Here is a 26,700-nt window from a genome sequence, read left to right as displayed (position 1 = left end):
TTACTTGTTAAACACTTGTTTAAAGTTATTTGCTATAACCTTGTTTACTTCCAAGCCGTGTATTGCTTGTGCTTTTTTGTATATATCTTGTATGGTTCCGTTGGGCATAGAATCTGTTTCTAAAAAACAACTGTTTAAAGGAATGTTTTTAAAAACATGAGCTAATCCTTCACTTTTTAAAAGATGTTGCCCAAACGATAAGTAAAAATCTTTCTGAATCAGCTCTTGCGCCAATTGTAAACTGCTTTTTGCAAAGCCGTGAATAATTAACGGAACCTGAATTTTTAAATCCTTTTTTAGTTGAATAATTTCTTGGTAGGCCGAAATGCAATGCAGAATAACGGGTTTGTTGTATTTTTCGGCCAATTTTACCTGTTCTATAAATACGGTTTGTTGCACTTTAGCATCCCAATTATTTTTTTTATCCAAACCACATTCGCCAATTGCCCAGCAGTTGTTATGCTGTATTTGGCTTTCCATAATTTCTAATTCGTTTTGTAACGAATTTAAATTAGCATGAAACGGATGAATGCCAATTGAGAAAGGTTTTTCTGTATGAATAATTTGTAACGGATATTGGTTTACAATTTCTGTTATCTGGTTTTGATTACTAGATTGATGCGTATGTACGTTGTACCACATGTTTAATTATCAAATTTTACGCCAGCCTCAATAGCAACTTCTAAATCGTTTTGAGCTGGTGGAATAGGGCAGTTGTAACCTAGCGTGTACGCGCAATATGGATTGTAAGCTTTGTTAAAATCTAACCAAAAATGTTTTTTTTCTGGAATGGTTAAATCTAAATATCGCCCTCCTCCATATGATGTTACGCCCGAAGTTAAATCGGTAAAGGGTAAAAATAAATGGTTTCTATATTTGGGATTATTACGTACCAAATCTAAATTTTGAAAAACATCTAACTTGTATTTTTTATTAGCTATTTTAAATGATATTTCTCCGTATTTAACATACATAGGTGTTTTTTTACCTGATGTTTTCATGGCAAAAGGCACCTCGTTTTTTGTACGTTTAAAAGTTGCACGAACATAAAAATTTTCGTTAACCGGAAAAAACTGAATGCCGGTAAAAGCAGCTAATTCTTCACTTTTTAATGGAGTTGTAGTAGAATCAGCATAAAACTGAATTAAATTATTCTGATAATCTTCTACCAATTTATAATCGTATTGCCCGTAACTAACCGAAACGGCAAATAATAAAGCAACAAGTAATTTCATAAAAAAATATTTCTGCAAATATACGGTAAATTACAAATACTAATGAAGTTGTAATAGCGTTTATAATGATTAATTTAATAAATGTACATTATGAAAAAGAATCCTAAAAATTTATTGATTAAGGTATTTTGCGTTCTTTTAATACTTTTTGTTTTATTTAAAATATATGAACAAATGATAAAAAGTTTGTAATGAATATCTGTTGCTTAATCATGTTTAATTCTTTCAATTTTTTAATTTTTAATTTTTTTTATACTTTTTTTGTTTTTAAATGTTTTGACTTTCAGTTATATATAAACAAACCTGAATTTTATTGAAAATCTTTTGTAGATAGGGGTTGCGCAGTAATAAAAATGGTTATATATTTGCACCGTCTTACAGAGAAAAGCACTTAGTTGTTTACTTGGTAAGTTTTATTGGCCTCGTGGCGCAACTGAATAGCGCATCTGATTACGGCTCAGAAGGTTACAGGTTTGAATCCTGTCGAGGTCACAACTTTTTAGAATACATTTTATTGGCCTCGTGGCGCAACTGAATAGCGCATCTGATTACGGCTCAGAAGGTTACAGGTTTGAATCCTGTCGAGGTCACAACTTTTTAGAATACATTTTATTGGCCTCGTGGCGCAACTGAATAGCGCATCTGATTACGGCTCAGAAGGTTACAGGTTTGAATCCTGTCGAGGTCACAACTTTGTAGAATGAATTACTACGAAATCCTATAAACCCGCTATTTTGCGGTTTTTTTATGGGTAAAACTTTTGATTTTTTGGACAATTATAGACATACTTATTACCCCTCGGATTATCCCTTGATAAAAAATCACCCCTAATTATACATTTTATGTGAGATTTAAGACTTATCCTTTATTTAGTTAACCAATCAAAAATCCCCATAAAAACAGATGCTCCTATATTATTTGTACCATGAGGATTATAGGAATCTATTTTGACACCTGGAAAATTATTTTGAGGTATATTTTGAAGGCCTGTAAACTCAATTGTATCTTTTGTCATATAATAATTGCTATTAAAACTTGTATTTTTATCATATATAGAAAAATTACTTTTAACTATTGTGCTTATAGGTAATTTTAAAAAAATATAATTTTTGAATAAGCTGTCTTTTTTCACTAAATCATAGCTAGTATGATTATTGCTTTGACTATTTATATTGTGAAATGAAATAAAAAATAAAATAATAATATACTTTTTCATATTTTAAATTTTTATAGGTGTTATACTATAGCCTTCGTTTTTTAGCAAGTTTAATAGACCGTTTTCATAATCAAGGTGCCCAATACCTACAGCAATAAAAACTTTTTTATATTCATTTAAAAAGCTTGGTATTTTTCTCATCCAATTAATGTTTCTTTCTGCGAGAATAGGATGTTCTACATTTTTATTGAAATTATAGTCATAACTTTTAGTTCTATATTTTTTTTCTATTTTACAGTTTGAGTGTTTTATATTTTGATTAATGTTATTTAATTTTGCAACAATAATCTCTTTTAATCTGTCATCATCGAATTTTTCATAAGTATATTTGTTAATATATTCTATGGTTATAGATAAATCTTCTAGGCCAACTACTTTGATTCCTTTTTCTTGAGAGCTTTTGATTAGAAAGTCGTCTAACGATAGTGAATCTTTTCTTTCCCGATTGTTTAAACAAGACTTTTTAGCCCACACTTCATCTATTTTAATCATAATTTCCTTAAGAGATAGCTTCTTAATTGTTGTTTTATTTGATATAATATTTTCTAATAATTTTAATTGGTTTTGATTTAAAAAGTCAGTAGATAAATTATTCTCTCTAACATTAATTATAGGGTAGCTTTCTCCGATATTTTCGACTAAAACTAAATTGCTTTCTTCAACTTTAGAGAGCAAAAATTTATTTTTTTTTTTAAAATTTTTCCCCAAATAGATGATTGGTACCTATAATATAACTTAATATCGAGTCTTTTTCTATTTTCCATAAAATAGATTCTTGTTGAGAATATATGTTAAGATAAGAGAATAGAAACATTACAATATATATTTTTTCATATCAAATAGTTAATAGTTTACATAAAAAAATTAAACACATTAACTTAAATGTCAACATGTTTAATTCTTTAATTAAAAATTATGCTTAACGCCAATACCATACCATGTCTCAGAAGGTCTTTCGATACTTTCTAGGTTATTTGGCATCTGTCCTGTTACAGGTGAAACTTCAGTTGAATCGTTAACGAACCAACCCATCTCGAATCTTTGCTCAAGCTCTTCTACTTGAAACTTCTTTAGCTTAGTGTTCATAATTATTATATATTTAATAATTGTTTTATTAAAGAATGAGTTTATACATATATTTTTTATAAAACAAATAATATATGATTTTTAAGATGAAAAAAAACGTTAATAAGTATATTTCATTTAAAATGTTTTTACAATAAATTACCCCTCTTGCTCCCCCTGTGTAAAATTGAATTGCATTAAACCTAGTAAAAATAGGAGGGGTAACTGATAGGTTACGACCCTGTCGAGGTCACAAAAAATCCGCTTAACTAAGCGGATTTTTTTATTTATGCAAGTCATTTATTTTCAAAATTGTTTTCTAAAAGTAGAACTTATTTTACAGGTCAATAGTAGTTTTGTGAATACGTTTAAAAAATAAAAAGTTTGTTTATTTAAAAATAAGTTGTATCTTTGCATAGATAAAAGTTTTACTTCACGAAATAATTTGCTTTTATAAAGGTTTATCCGTCTAACCTTGCTAAGTTATTTTAAACTTTATAATCTTAAAAAAACCTCAATTTTGCCTTATTGCGTTAGTTTAAGCTTGTAATAATTAATTACCGGTCCTAATGTCAACTTTACGTTTAACTTTACACCTAATTTTTAACTAAATTAGAAAAACAGAAGCTAGTGTTTTCTGAAACTTGTTGTACTACTTAATTTGATTTATTTATGCTTCAGGCATGTATAATTTTAAATTGAATAACTACTTGTACCTTCTGTTAATAAACAATCAACTTTATAAATAATATTAATCATTAAAATTTACAAATATGAATAAACAAGAAAAAAAAACAAAAAGGAAATTACCCAAACAATCCAACTTTAGAAGATTTAATTATTGCAAACAGCAGAAATGGTTGGCTTTTACAAGTTTATATGAAGTATTTTAATAAAAATTAAAATGCTTCATTGCTTACTAATGGGTTTTATCATTTGTTAAGCAGATAAAACTGGGCGATGTATTAAACTTCTATACATATCATATCGATATATTTTTCCACAACATTCTTTCATCAGATTACTACTTCTGATATCTTTAATAAACGATTTTCGTTTATTTTTTTTGCCTTTTTTTAAGTTTTCTACTTTTTCTTAAAATATTATTTTTACACAAAGTATTTTAAACCTCATTTTTTTTGTATTAATAATCTGAGAACTCGTTTGTTGTCAATTGGTTTGTTTTGTTTTTTGTTTTAAGTAATTATTAACCAGATATTTATAAATACTTTTAACAAGTAAACAATAAATATGTTTTTTTAACGTTTTTATTTTGATTATTTAATCGCCTCAATTTCTAAAATAAAACTATAAATCTATATTTATTATGAAAGAACAACAACCTATTCGCGGAACGAAGGGGGCAACAATTCTTGGGCCTCGTAATCCTGAAGTAGAAAAACAAAATCCAGACATTTTATTACCACCAGAAACTGATAACGGAGGAATTCCGAATTTAAAGTTCCCTTTTGCTATGGCGCACATGCGTTTAGAAGATGGAGGTTGGGCTCGTGAAGTTACCCAAAGAGAAATGGGAAGCTTAAAAGAAATGGCTATTGTTAACATGCGTCTTCCTGAAGGAGTTACACGCGAAATGCACTGGCATAAAGAAGGGGAGTGGGCTTATGTACTTAAAGGTAAGGTGCGTTTTTATTTAATTGATGATCAACGTAATACTTTAATTGAAGATTTAGAAGAAGGTGATCTTTGGTTTGCACCTCCTGGGTTTCCTCATGCTATTCAAGGTTTAGAAGACGGTACTGAGTTTGTACTTGTTTTTAATGACGGAAACTTTTCTGAAAACCAAACACTTTTACTTACTGAACTTTTTGCTCACACACCAAAAGAAGTTTTAGCTAAAAACTTTGGTGTGCCTGAAAGCGCATTTGATGGTATTCCTGCAAGCGAAAAATATATTTTCCGCCTTCCTACTCCAGGACCACTCGAAGAAGTTAAAAAACAACTAGGAGCTGTTAACTTTACTAATAAGTATGTTTTTAAAGCGTCTAAATTTCCTAAAAATAAATTTGAAGGTGGTGCAACCCAATTAATCGATAAAAACTCTTTTGAAGCTACTGAACTTGCAACGCTTATTATTGATTTAGAACCAGGAGGAATGCGTGAAATTCACTGGCATCCTGATGCTGACGAAATTCAATATTACATTAGCGGACATGCACGTATGACTGTTTTTGATGCGGTTAACAATGCAAGAACATTTGATTTTGTAGCTGGTGATGTAGGTTATGTTCCAAGAACATTATCGCATTATATCGAAAATATTGGTACAGAACCGGTACGCGTTCTAAACGTATTCCATACAAGCCATTATAGTGACGTATCACTTAACAACTGGTTAGCACTTACGCCTAAAGATTTTGTTACAGGACATTTAGATATTGAAGAACCATTTATTAGTTCATTGCGTCAAAAATATCAAACAATCGTTAAAGGATAATCTATATCATTTTAAAAAAGCACTGATAAAGCAGTAGGGTAAACTTGCTGCTTATTCAATTTATTATAACATATTTTAAAAAGAGTTATATATGGAAGATTTTATGTCTAAAATGCTTTTTGCCGACTTAATACCTATTTTAGTTATTATGGCTATTGCGTATATAAGTGGTAAAAAAAATGTTTTTAAAGAAGGACAATCTCAAGTTTTAAATAAGTTAGTTTTAGATTATGCTTTACCTGCAGCTTTATTTATTTCTATTGTAAAGGCAGATAGAGAAATGCTTTTTGAAAACGCTACTTTAAGCCTTATATCGTTAGTAGGGCTTGTTGCTTTGTTTATGCTTTCTTATTATACCATTCAGTGGTTTTTTAAACGTACTAAAGCAGAAGGAGCAGTTTGTGCGCTTGTAGCAGGTTCGCCAACTATTGGATTTTTAGGATATGCTATTCTAGACCCGCTTTTTGGAACCGGAATTGAAACCGGATTGGTTGTGGCTATTGTTGCTATTGTGGTAAATGCAATTACCATTCCGATAGGTTTGTACTTATTAAACGCTGGTAAAGCTAGTTCAGGAACAACAAATGATGGGCAAGCCGCACCACCTCAGGGCAATGCTATTCTATCTTCATTAAAACAGCCGGTAGTTTGGGCTCCCATTCTTGCTGTAGTTTTTGTTTTAATCGGAATTAAAGTTCCTTCTCAATTAGATCCAACTTTTAATTTAATCGCACAAGCCAACTCGAGTGTTGCAGTTTTTGCAGCTGGGCTTACATTGGCAGCTTATAAATTTGAGTTAGATTGGGAAGTTGCTTATAATACCTTTTTTAAATTGGTTTTAATGCCTGCTATTTTTTTAGCAGCTGGTTTATTTTTTAATTTAAGTAGTTTAACCTTACAAATGCTTGTGTTAGGAGTAGCTTTACCGCCTGCATTTTCTGGAGTAATTATTTCTGGTCAATTTAATGTTTATACGCGCCAAGCAACTTCAAGCTTAGCGGTAAGCGTTATTGGTTTTATAATAGCTGCGCCAGCATGGGTTTATTTAGCTAAAACCTTAAGTAGTTAATCGAATTTCTACATCGTTATAAATCAAAACAAAAAACTCGCTTATATAAGCGAGATTTTTGTTTGGGGGCATCTATGTTTAAAAATACTAAATCATGATTAGCTCCTTTTTTTTAGCTTTTGAGTTTCTTTAACTTTTGTAGAGTTTTTATGTTCAAAATAGATTACATCTTCTTTTTCGACTTGATTTTCTGTTGTTATGTTTTTAAATTTATAATCATCAGCTCCTTCAATACTTTTTAACTTATAAGTACTTCCATCTTTTTGATACTTTAACTCTAAAATTAATCCGGGAAGTCCATAATAACGTGCGGGTCCAGCAGGAATTGGGATTTCAGGACAAAACCAAGCGGTTACTTTTCCAGGATAATTAGGGTGTTTTTTATTTAATTCTATTGAATTTGTAGTTGCTTTACGTACCGTGTAGTTACCAATAGTTTTTTCTTCATCAGATATTTCCCAAACTAAATCATTATCCCATCTAGCATATAATACCGTACCGTCTTTTAATGCTCTATTTTCTTCAATTGTTTTGCTAGTAAAGTCATAATTAGTTACATAATTATGATATGGTGCAGTATAGCGTAATCCATTACTTAAGTTGATTTTTTTCTTTTGCTATCATAAATATATTGTGATTTTGATGCTGTGCAATACAATAATACATCAAAAGCAATTTGTTCAGATAACGAATGGCTGTATTCATAAACAACTTCAACTTGATTATTAGCGTTAACCTTTTCTTGTTGTGCGTAACCATTTATAACGTAAAGAAAAATAAAACAGCTTTTGTAAATTAATTTTTTCATAATATTAATCGTATTTTCCGTCTTTTTTAGATTAGATAAATTATTCTACAAAGTTAGATACTTTAATTAACCTTCATTGCGAGTTTTAATGGTTATTGTTACGGTTTAATAAACATTTAATTATTATTTTTTAATGTGCTTTGTAATATGGCAGAATATAAAGGTAATGATCCTAAGGTTTGTGCAATAAAAGTTGCCGAAACACAGGTTAAAAGCAACGGTAAAATTAACATGTAACCATTGGTCATTTCCATAATAATTACAATTCCGGTAAGCGGGGCTCTAATTGTTGCTGCAAATAATCCTGCCATGGCTAAAATCGCATACGAGCTTAGGTGAATATCATATTGTGGTAAAAGTTGTTGAATAATTAATCCAAACAGCACACCTAATATGGCACCTAAAGCCATTGTTGGGGAAAATATTCCACCGGGTGCACCCGATCCGAAACAAAGTACAGTAGCAAAAAACCTGAATATAAAAATGAGTAATAATGGATAAAAGGCATAAAAACCTTCTGTAACTTTTGGAATAACATCAAAACCATCGCCTGATAAGGCTGAAGCAACCGATAATAGTAATCCAAAACTTCCTGCTAAAACTGCTCCCGTTACTATAAAATTAAATTTGTTTTTTTTATAAAACGCTTGTAAATAGCTTCGCGTACGTAAAATTAAAAAATTAGATAGCGAGCCAATTGCACCTAAAAATAATCCTAAAATAATAAAAAGCCATAAGCTATTTAACGGGACATTATTTGGGGTTGGTAAGGTTAATATAGATGCCGAACTCATTATAAATTGATACGTAATACATGCGGTAATACAACCAACAAAAATAGCTTTAACCGAAGTTTTTGTGTAGCTAAATTCGTCATGCATTTCTTCAATAATAAATAAAATACCACCTAATGGTGCATTAAAAGCAGTTGTTATTCCGGCTCCAGCACCGGTTGCAATAAGCGTATGTTGTGATTCTTTATCTTTAAGTTTAAAAGCATCCGAAGTCATTTTACCCAAATTTGCTCCCATTTGTACGGTTGGACCTTCTCGACCTAAAATCATTCCGCTGCCCAAAGCAGCTAATCCTCCAAAAAATTTAACAGGTAAAACGCGCCACCAACGTACGGGCCTTTCATCTAGCAGCGCTCCTTCAACTTCCGGAATACCAGATCCGCTAGATTCTGGGGCAAATTTTTTAACTAAATAATACGAAAAAGCGCCCATTACAGCAGCAATGGTAAATATTAAAAAGTAATTGAAATAAGAAGATGAGGTAACTGGATGTTGCGAAAAGTTTTTATGCCAGTTTAAAATTAAGTTAAGACCAATTTGGAACAAAGAACCTAATAAGCCTGTAAAAACCCCAACAATTCCGGCTAGAAATAGAAGGATAAATGGGGAACGATTTTGCCAACTTGCAATTTTTTGTGTTATATATTGTATAGCAGAATTTGTACTTTGCATATTAAATATTAGGTAACTTTTTTAAGAATAATTTAATTTGTACTACGTACTTATTTTGTAAAGAATAAAACAAGTAAACAAATGTAAAACTTTTGTTAAGTTAGCTAAAATTATGAAAAGAACCTTCGATGTGCAAATAAAGCTTTTTTAATTCTTTTTACTTGTAGGTAACAAAATTTTAAAAGCAAATAAAGTACTGTTTCTCATAAAAAAAAACAGGATTTAAACGGAACATATAAAATCAGATTTTAAAAATCTGCACTTAATTTAAGTTGAAAAATATTCATATTAACTGTTTCGTTAGGAAATTGAATATGGGTTCTAAAATAATATCCAATTTCTGCTTTTAAATGGTCGTTGTATAATACGCTCCAACCCACATACGGTCTGTTCTGATCAAAAAACTTACCATTAGTTGCGTTTTTGTTTTGCACGTTTAAAAACAATTCGTCTTGAACCACGATGCTAGTTGGACGATTAAATACTTTAACAGCTGATAACGGAATGTTAAAACCTAGTAAATAACGTAATCGCTGGCTAAATTCGGTTTTGTGTTCTACATCTAAAAAACGTTGCTCTAAACGCAATCGGTTGGTTAAACCAACTTTTCCGAGCTTGTTTTTTAATTGAAATTCCTCAAAAATACGATGCTCCGCATTGTAAACGGTTCTGTTTTGTTCCTTATTCCAGTTTCCGAAATGCGTATAACCCAATCCTACTGATTTAGAATCTGTTATATAATAACTAGCCCACGCACGGGCCAATAAGGTTTTTATGCCTTTTAAAGATGTTCCGCTTCGGAGCTGAAAATCGGCAGCATATCCCCATTTTTCGCTTACTTGTTGTTTGTAGCTTAAATGAGCCCAAGCAGCAGTTTCTTGCCCAAAACTTGACGCTGAAATACAAAATAACAATAAACCCATTATTGCTTTGCCGCAAAACCATTTTTTATTTTTTAATACGCTATTTTTTAGTAACATAATTCATTTACTTTCTGTTTTTAAAGTACAAAAACCTCGGTTGAGGTTTTTGTGCTTTAAATAATTTATTTGAATAATTACGAGGTATAAACCGTACTGGTTCCTGCTGCCACATCATAAACAGCTCCTGTAATTTTATTTGCTGCATCCGAGCATAAAAAGCTAATAACCGGAGAAACTTCTTCTGCTGTTAACCAAGGCACGCCCAATACATCTTTTTTTCTTAAAGTTTCTTCTACTTCTTTTTCTGTAACTTGTGCATTTTCGTAACCTGGTCCCATAGCAACTTGCATACGTTTTAGGTTTCTAGACATTTTTGTATAAATTAATCCCGGAACAACTACGTTTACGTTAATGTTGTATTCGCCCAATTCGATTGCTGCCGATTTGGCCAAACCAACAACCGCCCATTTTGAAGCAGAATAAGCAGCTCCATTCCACATGCCTCGCATTCCTTGAGTTGATCCTACAATTACAATTTTTCCTTTTTTGTTAGGAATCATTAATGGTGCAAAAGCAATAATACTATGTGCTGTACCAATTACGTTTACATCTAAAATATCTGCCCAATCTTGTGTTTGAGAATCTAAAATTTTACTAAACGTTTGTAATCCGGCATTGGCTACCAAGTAATCAATGTGTTTGTATTTTGATTTAATTTCTTCAGCAACTTCTTTCAGTCTGTTCAGATCTCTAATATCTGCTTTAGAATAATTAAATTTAACCCCTATAGCTTCTACCTGTTTTTTAGTTTCTAAAATATCTTGATCTGTTGCCGGATCGTATTTAGCAAAATCTGATATTTTACCTAAAATATCAATGCCCCAAATATCAACTCCTTGTTTTGCAAGATCAATTGCTGTTGCTCTTCCAATTCCACGAGCTGCACCAGTAATTACCGCAACTTTTGTTACCTGATCTTTTTTTCTTTCTTTTTCCGAAGCATGAGCGCTAAGCGGCACTCCTGCAGCCATAATTCCGGCAGATGCTAACCCCGCTTTTTTCATAAAATCCCTTCTTGAGTTTTTGTTTTCTGAATCTTTCATTTCTAATTATCTATTTTGAATTTTCACTTACTTTTAAATTTGATTTAGTTTTAACTCCGTTTTGCGTTGGGTTTTAAATTGAAAAAGCTCTAAAAATGACTTTTTTGCTTGTTTCTAACTAAATCTTTTCTCAAAATTATTGATTCTGATTCTTCAGGCATAATTTTTAGTCCGATTAATGACGAGTTGAATTGGTCATTATTTCTTACAAAAACGATTCAGATTTCTTATCTTTGATGTTAAAAAATTAATTAAAATGAAACTGTCTGTCGAACGTAAATGGGTGTTGGAAGTAGGAATATTGATTTTTACCTTTATTCTTTTTGCACTGAATGATTGGATATTAATCAAATCGATGACAAGTTTTTCTCTCGGAATTGCTTATTATTTGGTGCTTTATGCCCATGCACAGCTTAATCGCTATATTGCCTTACCTTTTTTAATTAAAAAGCAAAATGTATCAATGTACATTGCGCTTACCATTTTGGGGCTTATAATTTTTTCGTTTATTCTAAGCCAAATGACGCATCTGTTTTTATACAGAACTTGCTTTTTGAGTAACAACCCAGCCAAGCTTTCTTTTCATTACCAATTAGGTATTTTGTTGGGCTCTTATTTTTGTATTACCGGCCTTTCTCTTTTTGTATCGTATTACCACAAGCAACGTATTGAAGCCGACAAAGAAATTCTGTCAAGAAAAATGCAGGTTGATTTGTTAAGCAAGCAACTTAATCCTCATTTTTTATTTAATACGTTAAATACCATTTATGGGCTAAGCATTGAGCATCCAGAACGTACGCCAGATGCGGTTATAAAAGTTTCTGAGTTACTGCGTTATCAGGTTGAAAACAGTAAAAAAGATTTGGTTTCGTTAAGTGAAGAAATTGCTTTTATTGATAGTTACATTGCTATTGAAAAAGAGCGCTTTGGGCACCGATGTACGATTGATTTTGATGTTTTTATTGACAACATCAAACAATATTATGTGGCACCCATGATTATTTTACATTTATTGAAAACGCATTTAAACATGGAGCCGGAAACGTTGAAGGTTGTTTTATAACTATTGTTATAGAAGTAAAAAATGGAATTCTTGAACTGAAAATCAGTAATTCAATCTCAACTAAAAAAGATGCTATACAATCTACCAAAGTTGGTTTAGATAATACCAAAGCAAGGTTGCAAATGATTTATCCTGAAAATCACATTTTACAATTAAACGAGCAAAACAATCTGTTTAAAACCTTTTTACAAATTAAATTGTAAGTACTATGAAAGATGTTTATTCGTGCTTTATTGTAGATGATGAGCCGGCTGCGCACATGGTGCTAAAAAGTTATATTGCTAAAGAAAGTAATTTGCAATTGGTAGCACAATGTTTTAATGTTTTAGAACTTACAGCGTATTTAAAGCATAATACCGCAGCATTACTTTTTTTAGATATTCATATGCCCGAAATAAATGGTATTGAGTTTTTAGAATTACATCCCAATCCGCCTAAAACCATATTAACTACGGCCTATTCGGAATATGCATTAGAAAGTTATAATTACGATGTTGTGGATTATTTGCTAAAGCCGATTTCTTACCCGTTTTCAGCAAGCTGTAAATCGTTTTTTGTTATTACACAGCCCAACCGAATTGTTTGAACCTAAACTAATAAACATTAAGGTTGATAAGCAAATAATACAACTTTCTGAATCGGATATAGATTATATTCAGAGTTTTGGAAATTATGTTAAGGTGTTTGTTGGTTCAAAATATTATTTGGCTTCAACCACAACACAAGAAATTTTATCGGATTTATCTTCAAAACTGTTTGTTCGCATTCATAAATCTTTTGCTATAAACTGGACCAAAGTTTCTGATTACACAGAAAAAGAAGTTTTTATTTTAGATAAAAAACTACCGATCGGAATTACTTTTAAGCGTAAGTTTATGGATAGAATGGAAAAGGTTGGATAAAAGTTTTATGTGAATTATTTATTTGAATTTAAAATTAAATAATATGGAACATAAGTTTTTTTGATTAAAATTATTTTAGTTTTTAAAAACCAAAAGCTGCAAACATTAGTTTGCAGCTTTTTTTCTTGTAATTTAAAAAGTGAAAATGCAAATAACAAAAACATGTTATTGCGAGTTTGATTTAAAATCAACTTTTTTTCTGAAAATACTAAAAAAATATAAAATTAAAAGAAATTGTGTGTAACCATAAACAGCGTCTTCAATCGGAATCGTTAGTAGTCTAATACCTAAAAAATCTTTAGGATTGTAATTAACAATCGGCGATTCTAAGCCAAAACCCGTTAATACACCATCTACTGGAAAGAAGCCTAGCATAAGCACACCAAAAACCAGAGAAGCTTTGGTAATCCAAGTAACACGAGCTATAAAATGTAAATAAATTACAGAAATTATTGTTATAATTGCTGTAACTAATGTGTAAATTTTATCTGTATTTAAAAGGGCTACAACTGCACAAACTACTATAGTTATAAAAACAATCATGTTGTTATAAGCTTGTAAATATTTAAGACTGTAATATTTATCTACGCAAAAATATGTAAAAATGCATGAAAATGGAATGCATATAAAAAACAACCATTCTTCTATTGGTAAGCCTGCTATTAAAATCCCCAAGGTGTATGTTGTATTAAACCACCAAACCCCATTACTTGTAAACCAAATATCCCAGGCAATAAAAGGAATTGAGACTAAAAATACAGCCTTAAAAAAAGGTAAAAAGTACTTGTTAAATTGTAAACGCTTGTCAAACGAGGCTACGAAACAGATAATTACTGTAAGAAAAAGAATAAGTAAATATGTATAGGTTACCATAAGTTATTTTTTTGTGTACATTTTTATAAATTTTTTAGGTACGTATAAAAAACCAAAACATTCACCATGGTGTTTAGTTACGTGTTTATGATGTTGTTTATGAGCTCTTCTCATGGCCATAAAATAAGGTGATTTAGTTTTTGTTAAAATTTTTATGCGTTGATGGATAAAGATATCATGTACAAAAAAATAGGCCATACCATAAAACATGATGCCAAGTCCAATAAAGAAGATGTAGTTAAAGTTATTTAATGAACCTATATACATTAATGCTATCGTAGGAATTGCAAAAATCACAAAAAAATAATCGTTTTTTTCTATCTTTCCTTCATTTGTATGATCATGGTGATCTTTATGTAAAAACCACAAAAAGCCATGCATAATATATTTATGTACTACCCATGTAGTAGCTTCCATTAGTATAAAAGTGGACAGAACAATAATAAAATTCATTGTAAATTATATATTTAAAATATTAGTCATTTTTTTGTCAGATAGTTTTATAGATTGATTTTTAATGCTTTATTTAAGTTCGCAGTAATTTTATTAACAAAACTTATAAATAAATTTGAATTTTGTTTTTCTGTATTCTTTGTTGTTAGATAGCATAATTGGGTTTTACAGTGCTTTTATATAAGACTTGTGTATATCTCAAATTATCTACATATTAAAATAATAAAATTATAAAAAAGCAGTTTTGTAACGCACGTAACTTTTAAAAGCTACAAATATTTTTATAAAATTTGGAACTCTTGTTCTTTGATTAAGAATTTGATTGGATGTTTTTTTCTTTATTTTATTGAACAGCGAAATGTAGTATTTGTATGCTAAATAAACACCGAATCTAGAGGAGTTTGGGAGTTTTTTTATTCCGATAAGTGCCTCATTAAATTCATCTTCAATTTCTCTTTCTATTTTATACTTTACAGAATTATCAAAAACCGCCATATTTAAGTTTGGAAAATAGGATCTTCCTAAAAGTTGGTAATCTTCTTTCAAATCCCTTAAAAAATTTATTTTTTGAAATGCAGATCCTAACTTCATAGCATATGGCTTTAACTCTTGATATTGATTTTTATCTCCTTCAACAAAAACCTGCAGACACATTAGTCCAACAACTTCAGCAGAGCCAAAAATATATTCTTTGTAAAGTTCAGAATTATATTCTATTTTGTTTAAATCCATTTCCATACTATGAAGAAACTGATTTATTAAAGCATAATCAATTTGATACTTATTTACAGTTTCTTGAAAAGATTGCAATATTGGGTTTAAAGAAATTTTTTCTTCAATAGCATGTTCTGTTTCTTTTTTTAGTCTGCTTAATAGTTTTTCTTTATTATACCCATGAAAGCTATCAACAATTTCATCTGCTAACCTAACATAACCATATATAGAATAAATAGCATTGCGAATATTTGGTTTTAAGGCTAAAATGCCAAGAGAAAAACTAGTACTATATTTTTGTGTAGTAATTTTACTAACCGAATATGACAATTCATCAAATAACTTTTTCATAGTACTTTTACTTTTGCTTATAAATTTGATTTGCTACAATTTTACCTGAAATAATTGATGGCGGAACTCCAGGTCCAGGTACTGTTAATTGACCAGTATAATACAGGTTTTTTACTTTTTTATTAATTATTTTGGGCTTTAGAACGGCAGTTTGCTTTAAAGTGTTTGCCAAGCCATAAGCATTACCACCATATGCATTGTAATCACTTATAAAATCTGATACACAATAGCTTTTTTTATATATTATTTTAGACTTTAAATCAGAAACTTTTGTCAAGTTTTCTAATCGGCTAATCATTAAGTTAAAATATTTTTCACGTGTTTCTTCAGTATCATTTAGTCCGATAGCTAAAGGCATTAAAAAAAATAAATTTTCATTTTCTTTAGGCGCTACATTTGGATCTGTTTTTGACGGGCAGCAAACATAAAAAAGAGGTTTTTCTGGCCATTTTTTATTTGTATAAATGGTATCAATATGATTATCTAACTCGTTTTCAAAAAATAAAGTATGATGCTTTAATTTTGGAATTTTTTGATTTATTCCTATATAATAAATTAAACAAGAAGGTGCAAAAGTTTTAGAACTCCAATAGCTTTCTGTGTAGTTTCTATATTTTTTTTCTAATAAAGTTTCTGTATGATGATAATCTGATGAACCAACTATATAATCAAAAAATAATTCTGTATTATTAACTTTTATAGCTGTTGCACGTTTATTTTCAACTTTTATTTCTGTAACATTTTGGTTAAAGTGAAATTTAACACCGTTTTCTTCAGCTATTTTTTTCATTGCTAAAACTAACTGGTAAAAGCCACCCTGAGGGTAAAAAGTGCCAAGCGCATAGCCCCCGTAATTCATTAAACTATATAAAGCTGGAATGTTTTTTGGTGAAGCTCCTAAAAAAATTACCGGAAACTCCATTAGGACTTGTAACTTTTTGTTTTTAAAATATTTAGCCACAAAATCTCTAAAGTTTGATAATAAATCCAGTTTTAAAGCACTTTTTGCAATTTTTGGTGATACATATTCAAGCCAGTTTATAGAAGGTTTGTTAACAAATTCTTGCATTCCAACTTGATATTTATACTTTGCATCCAGCATAAAGGCATCCAATTTTTTAGCGCTTCCTTTTTCTAAGCTTTCAAAAACATTCTTAAGCTCTTCATAACTTTGAGGAACATTTAATTTTGCATCTGCAAAGATCATTTCAAACTGTGGGTTTAAAGCAACTAATTCATAAAAATCCTTACTTTTATATCCAAAGTCATTAAAAAAGTTTTCAATAATATCTGGCATCCAATACCAACTTGGGCCCATATCAAATGTAAAGCCTGAATCTGTTTTAAATTGCCTAGCTCTGCCTCCAGGTTGATCGTGTTTTTCAAAAACATGTACTTCATACCCCATTTTACCTAAATACGCACTTGCAGAAATTCCTGAAAATCCAGATCCTATTACAGCTACTTTTTTATGCATTATTTTTTGTTTTTAATACTTCGTTTAATAGATTTTCGGTGTCTATATTTTTTTCGTAGATGTTTAAATGAAAATTATTTAGCTTATTTAAAAGGTGAATGAGTTGCATTTTTTCGTTATTATCTAAATCACCTGCAACTACTTGAGTAGCAATTCTTATTCTACTCATTTGTTTTTCTAAATCATCAAGGCCTTTTTGGGTAATTTTAATTAATTTACTTCTTCTATCAATTATAGAATCGTATTGTTCAATCCAGTCATTAGCAATTAATCTATTTATAATCTGCATGCCTGTTGTTTTTTCATGAACATTTTTTTTAATTAATTCCATTTTAGACATTTCTCCAAAGGCTTTTAGGGTTATTAAGTAAATAAAATCTTCTTGAGTTGAAAAGTTCGAATTGAATATGGCTGATTTAGAATAGTTTTTTGCATACCTATTTAAATGGACTAGCAAAGTATTTATTACACTTTCAGCACTTCTACCATTTTCTTTCCCTTCCCAATAGGGTTCTACTTGTTTAATATTTTCGTTACAAGAAGCTGAAATCCATTTTTTAAAATCATCAACCGATTTATTATTTGGTTTTTCTATTTCAAACTGTGCTACTAAATCAAGCACATCTTTTATCAATTCGTATTTCATAAATCTAATAGGGTATGAAAGTTTTTATAGCTGTTACCTTAATATTTGGATTAACAAAATCATTTAATAATATTATAGTTAATTATAACGCTATTTTAATAGTACAAATATATACTTTTTTGTTTTTAAAAAAGTATATATTTGTACTATATTTATTTTTAAAAATTAAAATTATGCTACAAATACAGGCTAGGTCTGATATTCCTACTGATTATGGTGTTTTTACTGTTTACGCTTTTTCTGATTCTGAAGATGATTGGAATCCTCATTTGGTTTGGGTTGCACTAGGTACTGATTTTGCTAAACCTGTAAATGTAAGATTTCATTCTGAGTGCATAACTGGTGAGGTTTTTCATTCAAAAAAATGTGAATGCGGTCAGCAGCTTTCGGTTGCAATGGAATATGTTTCTAAACATGGAGGTATTATTATATACTTGCGTCAAGAAGGAAGAAATATTGGTATAATTAACAAATTAAAAGCTTACGCTTTACAGGAAAAAGGATTTGATACTGTGGAAGCTAACCTAATGTTAGGTTTCCCTGATGATGCAAGAACTTTTGATGATGCAATTGAGGTGCTTAAAGTTTTAGATATAAAAGCAATAAATTTAATTACAAATAATCCGGATAAAATTAATTGTTTAAAAAACAGCGGTATTCAGTTAAATGGTAGAGTTCCTTTAGAGATTAAGCCAAATGAAGTTAATAAAAGCTACTTGGATAAAAAAAGAGAATATTTTGGACATTTATTAAAAGAATTTTAGCTTTTAAAGCATGACATTGTTACGTTATATATTGAAAGTGACAACTTTTTCAGCAGTTTAAATAATTTAACTTTTAGTTAAGAAATAAAGTATTAATTTTACACTCATAAAAAGAAAAAATGTTTTTAAATCAATTACATCATCATTATCATATTCACGCTCAAGCGAGAAGATAATGTTGTATAGGTAAGTGAACCATATATAAATTTTATTAAACCCGTTTGAGTACATCAAACGGGTTTTCTTTTTTTAGCTTTTTTGATGTGCTCATTGTAAAAAAAATCTTATGAATACATTAAAAATAGCCATTCAAAAATCAGGGCGTTTAAACGAAGATAGTCTTAAATTACTTAAAGATTGTGGGATTTCTATAGACAATGGAATCGATCAGCTTCGCGTTCAAGCTCGTAATTTTCCTCTAGAAATTTTCTTTCTGAGAAACTCTGATATTCCTCAATATGTAAAAGATGGAGTTGTAGATTGTGCCATTGTTGGTGAAAATTTACTAATTGAAAACGAAATAACGTTATCAACCCTTCAAAAACTAGGGTTTTCTAAATGTCGTTTATCAGTTGCGGTTCCTAAATCGTCACAATTTTTAACATTAACAGATTTTAAAAACAAAAAGATAGCAACTTCCTATCCAAACACTGTTTTAAACTTCTTCAAATCTAAAAACATTAATATCGAAATTCACGAGATTTCTGGTTCTGTTGAAATTGCTCCAAACATCGGACTTTCTGATGCTATTGTTGATATTGTTTCGTCCGGAAATACCTTGTTTAAAAACAATTTAAAAGAGTTTGAAGTGATTCTTAAAAGTGAAGCTGTTTTAGTTTCATCACCTCATTTAAAATCAGATAAAGCTTCAATTTTAGCGAAACTACAATTCAGAATCGAATCAGTTTTAAAAGCTCGCAAATCAAAATATATTTTAATGAATGTTCCTAACGAGAAAATTGAAGTTATTAGCAGTATTCTTCCGGTTTTAAAATCACCAACAGTGATGCCGCTTGCAGAACAAGGTTGGAGTAGTTTACACTCAGTAATTAATGAAGATAAGTTTTGGGACATTATTGAAGAACTTAAAGATGCCGGTGCCGAAGGTATTTTAGTGGTACCAATTGAAAAAATTATTTTGTAAGATGAAAACATACATAAACCCACAATTTTCTGAATGGCACGGTTTAACTTCTCGGCCAACTAAAGAAGCTCAAGATTTACAAAAAACTGTTTTAGATGTTTTTGCTAGAATCAAAATTGATAAAGATCAAGCATTAATTGACTTTACCGAGCATTTTGATAAAGTTAAATTAAAATCTTTAGAAGTTTCTAGCCAAGAAATTGAAGAAGCAAAAGCTTTAATATCAGATGAATTAAAAGAAGCTATTCAATTAGCAGCTTCAAACATTGAAAAATTTCACGCAGTACAACAAGAACAGGTCCAGGTTATTGAAACAACAAAAGGAGTGAGTTGTTGGAGAGAATTTCGCGGAATTGAAAATGTTGGTATTTACATTCCTGGCGGAACAGCACCTTTATTCTCTACAACTTTAATGTTGGGAATACCTGCAAAATTGGCCGGATGCGTTAATACTATTTTGTGTACACCTCCAAATAAAGAAGGAAAAATTCATCCAACAATTTTGTATACGGCGAATTTAATCGGGATAAAAAAAATTTATAAGGTTGGTGGAATACAAGCTATTGGAGCCTTAACATTTGGAACAGAAACCATACAAAAAGTTGACAAGATTTTTGGTCCAGGAAACCAGTATGTAACTGCTGCAAAGCAAGTGGCACAAAACTTTGGAGTAGCTATTGATATGCCAGCTGGACCTAGTGAAGTTTTAGTTATTGCAGACAAAACATCAGTTCCTAAATACGTAGCTGCCGATTTATTATCTCAAGCTGAACACGGAATTGATTCACAAGTGATTTTATTAACAACGTGTGAAAAGACGATAAAAGAAATAATTACAGAAATAAATACGCAATTAACAGTTTTACCACGTGCTGAATTAGCTAGAAAAGCATTAGAAAACTCAAGAGGAATTGTTTTAAATTCGATTCAAGAATGTATTGCTTTTTCTAATTTATATGCTCCAGAACATTTAATTTTTGCATGTGAAAAGGCAGAAGATTTTATTCCAAAAATCATCAATGCAGGTTCAGTTTTCTTAGGAAACTATTCGTGTGAATCGGCTGGAGATTATGCCTCAGGAACCAATCACACACTGCCAACAAACGGATATGCAAAAAATTATTCAGGTGTTTCTTTAGATAGTTTTATAAAAAAAATCACTTTTCAAAAAATTTCTGCAGAAGGAATTCAAAACATCGGTCCTGCTATCGAATTAATGGCCGAAGCCGAAGAGTTATTTGCTCACAAAAACGCTGTAACATTACGTTTAAACGATTTAAAACAATGAACAAATTTAATTTAGATAGTATTATTCGTCGCAACGTAAAAGCCATGAAAGCATATTCATCGGCACGTGACGAATATCAAGAAATAAATGCCGATTACATTTTCTTAGATGCTAACGAAAATCCGTTTAACAACGGCTTAAATCGTTACCCCGATCCTTTACAGCATAATGTGAAATCTATTTTAAGTGAGATTAAAAATTTTTCTGCAATTCAAATTTTATTAGGAAACGGCAGTGATGAGGTATTGGATTTAATTTTTCGTGCCTTTTGTGAACCTAATCTGGATAACGTAATTGCAATTTCACCTTCATACGGCATGTACGAGGTTTTAGCCAATTTAAATGCGATAGAATATCGCAAATCATTATTAAACCAAACAGATTTTCAACCAAATCTTGAAGATGTTTTCTCGAAAATTGATGAAAAAACTAAGATGATTTTCTTGTGTTCTCCTAATAATCCTACAGGACAAATCATCAAAAAAGATGCGATTTTAAAAATAGTCAATCGGTTTACTGGTTTAGTGATAATTGACGAAGCTTATATTGATTTTGCTACTGAATCATCTTGGATTGAAGAAATTAACAATTACCCAAATGTAATTGTTACACAAACCTTATCTAAAGCTGTTGGTTTGGCCGGAATTCGATTAGGAATTTTATATGCATCACAAAATATTGTAGCTGTTTTAAATAAAATTAAACCACCATATAACATCAATCAGTTAACGCAACTAAAAGCGATTGAGGTTTTAAGTGATTACGATAACGTTGTAGCAGCTACAAATAGAATTATTCAACAAAAGGAAGTTCTTGAACAAGCATTAACTGAAATTTATTTTGTTAAGAAAATCTATCCAAGCGATGCCAATTTTATTTTAATTAAAGTTGATGATGCGAATAAACGTTACAAGCAATTAGTTGAAAAAGGAATCGTCATCCGCAACCGAAACAACGATGATTTATGTGAAAATTGCTTACGCATAACTGTTGGAACGGAACAGGAAAATCAGAAATTAATACAAACCCTAAAAACATTACAATTTTGAAACGCGTACTTTTTATAGATAGAGATGGAACAATGATTTTAGAGCCGGCAGATTTTCAGGTAGACAGCTTTTTAAAATTAGAATTTTATCCAGAAGCATTTACTTACTTAGGTAAAATAGCAAACGAATTGGATTATGAGTTAGTTATGGTAACCAACCAAGACGGTTTAGGAACGCCTGCAAATCCTGAAGAATTATTCTGGCCTATTCAAAATTTTGTGATAAAGGCATTTGAAAACGAAGGAGTGAAATTTGAAGATGTTTATATCGATAAAACTTTTGCTCATGAAAATGCACCAACACGTAAACCTGGAACAGCGTTATTAGCAAAGTACATCAATAATCCAGCGTACGATTTAGCAAATTCATTTGTGATTGGCGATCGTATTACAGATGTAAAATTAGCTCATAATTTGGGCGGAAAAGGAATTTTTATATCTAATAATGAAGCTTTAGGTGCTGATGAAATTAAAAATAACGAAGGATTATATGAAACCATTGTTTTAAAAACAACTTCGTGGAAAGCAATTTACGAATTTTTAAAGCTTCAAAACCGTACAGCTTCTATCGTTCGTAATACCAACGAAACTAAAATTAAAATCGACTTAAACATAGACGGAACCGGAAAATCAGATATTTCTACGGGAATTCACTTTTTCGATCACATGTTAGATCAAATTGCGCGTCACGGGCAAATGGATTTAGTAATTAAAGTAGATGGCGATTTAGAAGTGGACGAACACCATACGATTGAAGATACTGCAATTGCTTTAGGTGAAGTTTTTGCATTAGCATTAGGAAATAAATTAGGAATTGAACGTTACGGATTTGCTTTACCAATGGACGATTGTTTAGCGCAAGTTACGATTGATTTTGGTGGAAGAAATTGGTTGGTTTGGGAAGCTGATTTTAAACGCGAAATGATTGGTCAAATGCCAACAGAAATGTTTTATCACTTCTTTAAATCGTTTACAGATGGAGCAAAAGCAAACTTAAATATCAAAGCAGAAGGTATAAACGAGCACCACAAAATTGAAGCAATATTTAAAGCTTTTGCAAAAGCAATCAAAGTTGCGGTAAAGCGTGACCCAGAAAAGATGATTTTACCATCAACCAAAGGAATGTTGTAATGATTGCTATTGTAAAATATAACGCAGGGAATGTAAAATCAGTTTACAATGCAATAACCCGTTTGGGTTACGAAGCGGTAATTACAGATGATTTTGAAACCATACAAACTGCAGATAAAGTCATTTTTCCCGGTGTTGGAGAAGCAAGTTCTGCAATGACCTATTTAAAAAAGAAAGGTTTAGATGAAGTTATTAAAAATTTAAAACAACCGGTTTTAGGCATTTGTTTAGGGCAGCAACTCATGTGTTCCTATTCGGAAGAGGGGAATACCGATTGTTTAGGTATTTTCCCTATCCAAGTAAAATTGTTTCCGTCAACAGAAATTGTTCCACATATAGGGTGGAATACCATTTATGATTTTAAATCGCATTTGTTTGATGAGATTGATGAAAACTCAGACATTTATTATGTACACAGTTTTTATTGTGAAAATTCAGAATTTACAATTGCGAAAACCAGCTATATTTTAGAATATTCAGCTGCTTTAAACAAAGATAATTTTTATGCAACGCAATTCCATCCAGAAAAATCAGCCGGAATTGGAGAGCAAATCCTTAAAAACTTTTTAGCATTATGAGAATCATCCCTGCAATAGATATTATAGACGGAAAATGTGTTCGATTATCTCAAGGCGATTACGATACCAAAAAAATATATAATGAAAACCCATTAGAAGTTGCCAAAGAATTTGAAGATTACGGCATCGAATATTTGCATTTAGTGGATTTAGATGGAGCAAAATCGAAACAAATTATCAATTACAAAACCTTAGAACTAATTGCATCTAAGACCAATTTAAAAGTTGATTTTGGCGGCGGAATTAAAGCAAATAATGATGTTAAAATTGCTTTTGAATGTGGGGCAAACCAAATTACTGGTGGAAGTATTGCCGTTAAAAATCCAACTTTATTTCTAGAATGGATTAATACATACGGAAACAATAAAATTATTTTAGGAGCAGATGCCAAAGATCGTAAAATTGCTACACACGGTTGGTTAAAAACGTCGGAATTAGATGTAATTGATTTTATTCAAGAATACAAAGCCCAAGGGATTGAATATGTAATTTGTACAGACATTGCAAAAGATGGCATGTTACAAGGAACATCAAACGAATTGTATGCCCAAATTTTAGCTGCTACTAACGTAAAACTGATCGCTTCTGGCGGTGTTTCTTCAATCGATGATTTAATTAAAGTAAAGGAATTAGGTTGCGAAGGTGCAATTCTTGGAAAAGCAATTTACGAAGGACGTATTCAATTAAAAGATTTAAAGCAATTGTACTAATATGTTGAAGAAAAGAATCATTCCTTGTTTAGATATCAAAGATGGAAGAACGGTAAAAGGCGTTAATTTTATTGGTTTACGCGATGCGGAGATCCTGTAGAATTGGCAAAAAAATATGTAGAAGAAGGAGCTGATGAATTGGTCTTTCTGGATATTACTGCAACTATTGAAAAGCGTAAAACTTTAGCCGAAATGGTCAATAAAATAGCGGCAGCAATTAATATTCCTTTTACAGTTGGTGGCGGAATTAATTCGGTTGAAGATGCTTCGACGGTTATTCAAGCTGGTGCAGATAAAGTTTCGGTAAATTCTTCTGCGGTTAAAAATCCACAATTAATTGCAGATTTGGCGGCTCGTTTCGGATCTCAATGTGTAGTTGTTGCTGTTGATACGCGCGACGTAAACGGAATTCAAAAGGTGTTTGTAAACGGCGGGAACATTGAAACCGAATGGAAAACTTTAGATTGGGTAAAGAAAGTGGAAGAATTAGGAGCTGGTGAAATTTTATTAACATCAATGGATGGCGATGGAACAAAAACTGGTTTTAATATCGATATTACAAAAGCTGTTGCTGATGCTGTAAACCTTCCGGTAATAGCATCGGGAGGAGCAGGAGCAATGAAAGATTTTGTAGATGTTTTTACAAAAACAAAAGCAAGTGGCGGATTGGCGGCTAGTATTTTTCATTTTGGTGAAATTCCAATTCCAACGCTAAAAGACTATTTAAAACAACAAAACATTCCGATACGATGAACATTAATTTTACAAAAAGTAACGACGGATTAGTTCCGGTTATCATACAAAATTACCTAAACAATCAGGTATTAATGTTAGGTTATATGAACGAAGAAGCCTTTAATAAAACGCAAAAGCTAGGAAAGGTAACTTTTTATTCTCGTTCAAAAAACAGGTTATGGACTAAAGGCGAAGAATCAGGAAATTTTTTAGAAGTAAAATCGATTGCAATTGATTGTGACAACGATACGGTTTTAATTAAGGCAAAACCATTTGGACCAACATGTCACACAGGTTCAACAACCTGTTTTAAGGAAATTTCAAACCGTGGTTTTGTATACGAATTAGAACAAACAATTAATGATAGAATTGATTTTGGGGATAATAAAGAATCTTATACCTATAAATTATTTAATAAAGGAATCAATAAGGTTGCACAAAAAGTTGGAGAAGAGGCGGTAGAAATTGTGATTGAGGCCAAAGATAATAACAGTGATTTATTTTTAGGTGAAGCAGCTGATTTAATGTATCACTATTTAATACTTTTAAAAGCAAAAGGATTTAAATTAGAGGATGTAGAAAACGTTTTAAAAACAAGAGAAAATGCTCCCCGAAGAGCTTGTAATTAGTGCTGAGGTAAATTAATTCAAACACGTATTATAAAAAAACACTCTCTTAATTTTTTACAAAGTGTCTCAATTCTTTTGACAACATACATACCTATACATACTAAGTGTGAAAAATATTCTTATACCCATGGGGATATTTGTATTATTAACTTTTATAACTATTTTTTTAAATAGTGCTTAGAAATTTTGTAAATAACTATTCTAACATTTTTAATGTACTGATGGTTATTATATGTGTAACAAATGTTACGTATTGTTAAAAATAATTGATTCAAATTTGCATAGTAAAATTTAAAACTATGAATTGGATATTAGGTACATGGCCTTGGTTTGTAGGAGGGCCAATCATTGCATTCATCATGATTGCATTGATTTATTTAGGTAAAAGCTTTGGTTTTTCTTCAAATTTCAGAACACTTTGTGCGGCTATGGGAGCCGGAAAAAATTGTTCATTCTTTGACTTCAATTGGAAATTACAAAAGTGGAATTTACTATTCTTAGTAGGTACTATTTTTGGTGGTTATTTAGCGGCAAATGTATTATCAGAAAATCAGATTCCAGAAATTTCTACTTTTACAACGCAATATTTACAAAATTTGGGTTTTGAAAGTGTTGGTAAATCATACAATCCAATAGAAATATTTGAAACTATGAATATTAAAAATTTATTGCTTTTAATTGTTGGTGGATTACTGATAGGATTTGGAACTCGTTATGCAGGAGGTTGCACTTCAGGTCATGCAATTTCAGGCTTAAGTAATTTACAATTACCTTCCCTAATTGCTGTGATTGGATTTTTTATTGGTGGCTTGGTTATGGTTCATTTTTTATTCCCTTTAATTTTTTAGATA

Annotated in this window: 29 protein-coding genes, 3 tRNA genes and 2 pseudogenes; 18 read left to right on the top strand and 16 right to left on the bottom strand. The window is 30.7% G+C overall.

Annotated elements, in window-relative coordinates; translation table 11 throughout:
* Together K5I29_RS06315 and K5I29_RS06310 are read right to left on the bottom strand one after the other, a co-directional pair.
* Window positions 1-642 carry a TatD family hydrolase gene (locus K5I29_RS06315; protein ID WP_264435049.1) on the bottom strand — a complete coding sequence of 214 codons (642 nt, stop codon included), beginning with the start codon at window positions 640-642 and terminating at the stop codon, window positions 1-3.
* Window positions 643-644: 2 nt separating this feature from the next.
* A complete protein-coding gene (locus tag K5I29_RS06310; RefSeq protein WP_264435048.1) occupies window positions 645-1,235 on the bottom strand; it encodes a DUF1684 domain-containing protein in 591 nt (196 codons plus the stop codon).
* Window positions 1,236-1,653: 418 nt separating this feature from the next.
* Between K5I29_RS06310 and K5I29_RS06305 the strand changes: the two genes are divergently transcribed.
* The 3 genes from K5I29_RS06305 to K5I29_RS06295 all read left to right on the top strand — a co-directional run bounded on the left by K5I29_RS06305 (window position 1,654) and on the right by K5I29_RS06295 (window position 1,923).
* A tRNA-Arg gene (locus K5I29_RS06305) sits at window positions 1,654-1,727 on the top strand.
* Between the two features lie 24 nt (window positions 1,728-1,751).
* Window positions 1,752-1,825 (top strand) — tRNA-Arg (locus K5I29_RS06300).
* Between the two features lie 24 nt (window positions 1,826-1,849).
* Window positions 1,850-1,923, top strand: a tRNA-Arg gene (locus tag K5I29_RS06295).
* 177 nt (window positions 1,924-2,100) lie between these two features.
* Here the strand turns inward: K5I29_RS06295 and K5I29_RS06290 are convergent.
* The 3 genes from K5I29_RS06290 to K5I29_RS06280 all read right to left on the bottom strand — a co-directional run bounded on the left by K5I29_RS06290 (window position 2,101) and on the right by K5I29_RS06280 (window position 3,537).
* Window positions 2,101-2,451 carry a hypothetical protein gene (locus tag K5I29_RS06290; RefSeq protein WP_264435047.1) on the bottom strand — a complete coding sequence of 117 codons (351 nt, stop codon included), beginning with the start codon at window positions 2,449-2,451 and terminating at the stop codon, window positions 2,101-2,103.
* Window positions 2,452-2,454: 3 nt separating this feature from the next.
* Window positions 2,455-3,159 (bottom strand): TraB/GumN family protein, encoded by a 705-nt coding sequence (locus K5I29_RS06285; RefSeq protein WP_264435045.1) that lies wholly within the window; start codon window positions 3,157-3,159, stop codon window positions 2,455-2,457.
* Between the two features lie 198 nt (window positions 3,160-3,357).
* Window positions 3,358-3,537: a hypothetical protein gene (locus K5I29_RS06280; protein ID WP_264435044.1), complete on the bottom strand. Its 180-nt coding sequence runs from the start codon at window positions 3,535-3,537 to the stop codon at window positions 3,358-3,360.
* 1,306 nt (window positions 3,538-4,843) lie between these two features.
* Here K5I29_RS06280 and K5I29_RS06275 point away from each other — a divergent pair.
* Both K5I29_RS06275 and yfdV read left to right on the top strand, forming a co-directional pair.
* Window positions 4,844-5,974: a cupin domain-containing protein gene (locus K5I29_RS06275; RefSeq protein ID WP_264435043.1), complete on the top strand. Its 1,131-nt coding sequence runs from the start codon at window positions 4,844-4,846 to the stop codon at window positions 5,972-5,974.
* Between the two features lie 91 nt (window positions 5,975-6,065).
* Window positions 6,066-7,043, top strand: coding sequence for a transporter YfdV (gene yfdV, locus K5I29_RS06270; protein WP_264435042.1), 978 nt, complete (start codon window positions 6,066-6,068; stop codon window positions 7,041-7,043).
* Between the two features lie 98 nt (window positions 7,044-7,141).
* On the opposite strand, the gene K5I29_RS13530 is transcribed toward yfdV, so the two are convergent.
* From K5I29_RS13530 to K5I29_RS06250, 5 genes are all read right to left on the bottom strand, one after another.
* Complete coding sequence (locus tag K5I29_RS13530; RefSeq protein ID WP_394358599.1) at window positions 7,142-7,648, bottom strand: GLPGLI family protein; 507 nt, start codon at window positions 7,646-7,648, stop codon at window positions 7,142-7,144.
* Entirely contained in the window at window positions 7,639-7,851 is a 213-nt protein-coding gene (locus K5I29_RS06265) for a hypothetical protein (protein ID WP_264435041.1), read from the bottom strand. Before K5I29_RS06265 ends, K5I29_RS13530 begins: the two co-directional genes overlap by 10 nt.
* A gap of 116 nt (window positions 7,852-7,967) precedes the next feature.
* A complete protein-coding gene (clcA, locus tag K5I29_RS06260; RefSeq protein ID WP_264435040.1) occupies window positions 7,968-9,317 on the bottom strand; it encodes a H(+)/Cl(-) exchange transporter ClcA in 1,350 nt (449 codons plus the stop codon).
* A gap of 248 nt (window positions 9,318-9,565) precedes the next feature.
* Window positions 9,566-10,297, bottom strand: coding sequence for a DUF2490 domain-containing protein (locus K5I29_RS06255; protein WP_264435039.1), 732 nt, complete (start codon window positions 10,295-10,297; stop codon window positions 9,566-9,568).
* 77 nt (window positions 10,298-10,374) lie between these two features.
* Entirely contained in the window at window positions 10,375-11,343 is a 969-nt protein-coding gene (locus K5I29_RS06250; RefSeq protein ID WP_264435038.1) for an SDR family oxidoreductase, read from the bottom strand.
* A 256-nt stretch (window positions 11,344-11,599) separates the two neighbouring features.
* Between K5I29_RS06250 and K5I29_RS06245 the strand changes: the two genes are divergently transcribed.
* From K5I29_RS06245 to K5I29_RS06235, 3 genes are all read left to right on the top strand, one after another.
* Complete coding sequence (locus tag K5I29_RS06245) at window positions 11,600-12,406, top strand: sensor histidine kinase (protein WP_264435037.1); 807 nt, start codon at window positions 11,600-11,602, stop codon at window positions 12,404-12,406.
* 208 nt (window positions 12,407-12,614) lie between these two features.
* A complete protein-coding gene (locus K5I29_RS06240; protein ID WP_264435036.1) occupies window positions 12,615-12,992 on the top strand; it encodes a LytR/AlgR family response regulator transcription factor in 378 nt (125 codons plus the stop codon).
* On the top strand, window positions 12,961-13,308 hold the full coding sequence (locus K5I29_RS06235) for a LytR/AlgR family response regulator transcription factor (protein WP_264435035.1): 348 nt from the start codon (window positions 12,961-12,963) through the stop codon (window positions 13,306-13,308). The genes K5I29_RS06240 and K5I29_RS06235 overlap by 32 nt, the downstream gene beginning before the upstream one ends.
* A 165-nt stretch (window positions 13,309-13,473) precedes the next feature.
* Here the strand turns inward: K5I29_RS06235 and K5I29_RS06230 are convergent, their stop codons facing one another.
* The 6 genes and pseudogenes from K5I29_RS06230 to K5I29_RS06205 all read right to left on the bottom strand — a co-directional run bounded on the left by K5I29_RS06230 (window position 13,474) and on the right by K5I29_RS06205 (window position 17,822).
* Entirely contained in the window at window positions 13,474-13,851 is a 378-nt protein-coding gene (locus tag K5I29_RS06230) for a lycopene cyclase domain-containing protein (RefSeq protein ID WP_264435171.1), read from the bottom strand.
* A 105-nt stretch (window positions 13,852-13,956) separates the two neighbouring features.
* Window positions 13,957-14,181 (bottom strand): annotated as a pseudogene (locus K5I29_RS06225) (lycopene cyclase domain-containing protein); the annotation flags it as partial.
* Window positions 14,182-14,184: 3 nt separating this feature from the next.
* Window positions 14,185-14,634: a sterol desaturase family protein gene (locus K5I29_RS06220; protein WP_264435034.1), complete on the bottom strand. Its 450-nt coding sequence runs from the start codon at window positions 14,632-14,634 to the stop codon at window positions 14,185-14,187.
* Window positions 14,635-14,862: 228 nt separating this feature from the next.
* Window positions 14,863-15,699 carry a phytoene/squalene synthase family protein gene (locus tag K5I29_RS06215; RefSeq protein WP_264435033.1) on the bottom strand — a complete coding sequence of 279 codons (837 nt, stop codon included), beginning with the start codon at window positions 15,697-15,699 and terminating at the stop codon, window positions 14,863-14,865.
* A gap of 7 nt (window positions 15,700-15,706) precedes the next feature.
* A complete protein-coding gene (locus K5I29_RS06210; protein WP_264435032.1) occupies window positions 15,707-17,176 on the bottom strand; it encodes a phytoene desaturase family protein in 1,470 nt (489 codons plus the stop codon).
* A complete protein-coding gene (locus tag K5I29_RS06205) occupies window positions 17,169-17,822 on the bottom strand; it encodes a MarR family winged helix-turn-helix transcriptional regulator (protein ID WP_264435031.1) in 654 nt (217 codons plus the stop codon). The genes K5I29_RS06210 and K5I29_RS06205 overlap by 8 nt, the downstream gene beginning before the upstream one ends.
* A 14-nt stretch (window positions 17,823-17,836) precedes the next feature.
* On the opposite strand from K5I29_RS06205, the gene ribA reads away from it, so the two are divergent.
* From ribA to K5I29_RS06155, 10 genes and pseudogenes are all read left to right on the top strand, one after another.
* Entirely contained in the window at window positions 17,837-18,586 is a 750-nt protein-coding gene (gene ribA / locus K5I29_RS06200; protein ID WP_317134305.1) for a GTP cyclohydrolase II, read from the top strand.
* 286 nt (window positions 18,587-18,872) lie between these two features.
* Window positions 18,873-19,730 (top strand): ATP phosphoribosyltransferase, encoded by an 858-nt coding sequence (gene hisG / locus K5I29_RS06195; protein ID WP_264435030.1) that lies wholly within the window; start codon window positions 18,873-18,875, stop codon window positions 19,728-19,730.
* 1 nt (window position 19,731) lies between these two features.
* Window positions 19,732-21,018 (top strand): histidinol dehydrogenase, encoded by a 1,287-nt coding sequence (gene hisD / locus K5I29_RS06190; protein ID WP_264435029.1) that lies wholly within the window; start codon window positions 19,732-19,734, stop codon window positions 21,016-21,018.
* The gene (gene hisC, locus K5I29_RS06185) at window positions 21,015-22,067 is read left to right on the top strand and encodes a histidinol-phosphate transaminase (protein ID WP_264435027.1); all 1,053 of its coding nucleotides are present in this window, start codon (window positions 21,015-21,017) and stop codon (window positions 22,065-22,067) included. Before hisD ends, hisC begins: the two co-directional genes overlap by 4 nt.
* The gene (hisB, locus tag K5I29_RS06180) at window positions 22,064-23,197 is read left to right on the top strand and encodes a bifunctional histidinol-phosphatase/imidazoleglycerol-phosphate dehydratase HisB (protein ID WP_264435026.1); all 1,134 of its coding nucleotides are present in this window, start codon (window positions 22,064-22,066) and stop codon (window positions 23,195-23,197) included. The genes hisC and hisB overlap by 4 nt, the downstream gene beginning before the upstream one ends.
* Entirely contained in the window at window positions 23,197-23,775 is a 579-nt protein-coding gene (gene hisH / locus K5I29_RS06175) for an imidazole glycerol phosphate synthase subunit HisH (protein ID WP_264435025.1), read from the top strand. The genes hisB and hisH overlap by 1 nt, the downstream gene beginning before the upstream one ends.
* Entirely contained in the window at window positions 23,772-24,485 is a 714-nt protein-coding gene (gene hisA / locus K5I29_RS06170; RefSeq protein ID WP_264435024.1) for a 1-(5-phosphoribosyl)-5-[(5-phosphoribosylamino)methylideneamino]imidazole-4-carboxamide isomerase, read from the top strand. Before hisH ends, hisA begins: the two co-directional genes overlap by 4 nt.
* 1 nt (window position 24,486) lies before the next feature.
* Window positions 24,487-25,238, top strand: a pseudogene (gene hisF, locus K5I29_RS06165) (imidazole glycerol phosphate synthase subunit HisF).
* On the top strand, window positions 25,235-25,849 hold the full coding sequence (gene hisIE, locus K5I29_RS06160) for a bifunctional phosphoribosyl-AMP cyclohydrolase/phosphoribosyl-ATP diphosphatase HisIE (protein ID WP_264435023.1): 615 nt from the start codon (window positions 25,235-25,237) through the stop codon (window positions 25,847-25,849). The pseudogene hisF and the gene hisIE overlap by 4 nt, the downstream one beginning before the upstream one ends.
* A gap of 299 nt (window positions 25,850-26,148) precedes the next feature.
* Window positions 26,149-26,697 carry a YeeE/YedE family protein gene (locus K5I29_RS06155; RefSeq protein ID WP_264435022.1) on the top strand — a complete coding sequence of 183 codons (549 nt, stop codon included), beginning with the start codon at window positions 26,149-26,151 and terminating at the stop codon, window positions 26,695-26,697.
* Window positions 26,698-26,700: the final 3 nt, after the last annotated feature.

Source organism: Flavobacterium agricola (genome assembly GCF_025919725.1).
Lineage (GTDB): Bacteria > Bacteroidota > Bacteroidia > Flavobacteriales > Flavobacteriaceae > Flavobacterium > Flavobacterium agricola.
This window is presented reverse-complemented; position numbering and strand designations above follow the sequence as displayed.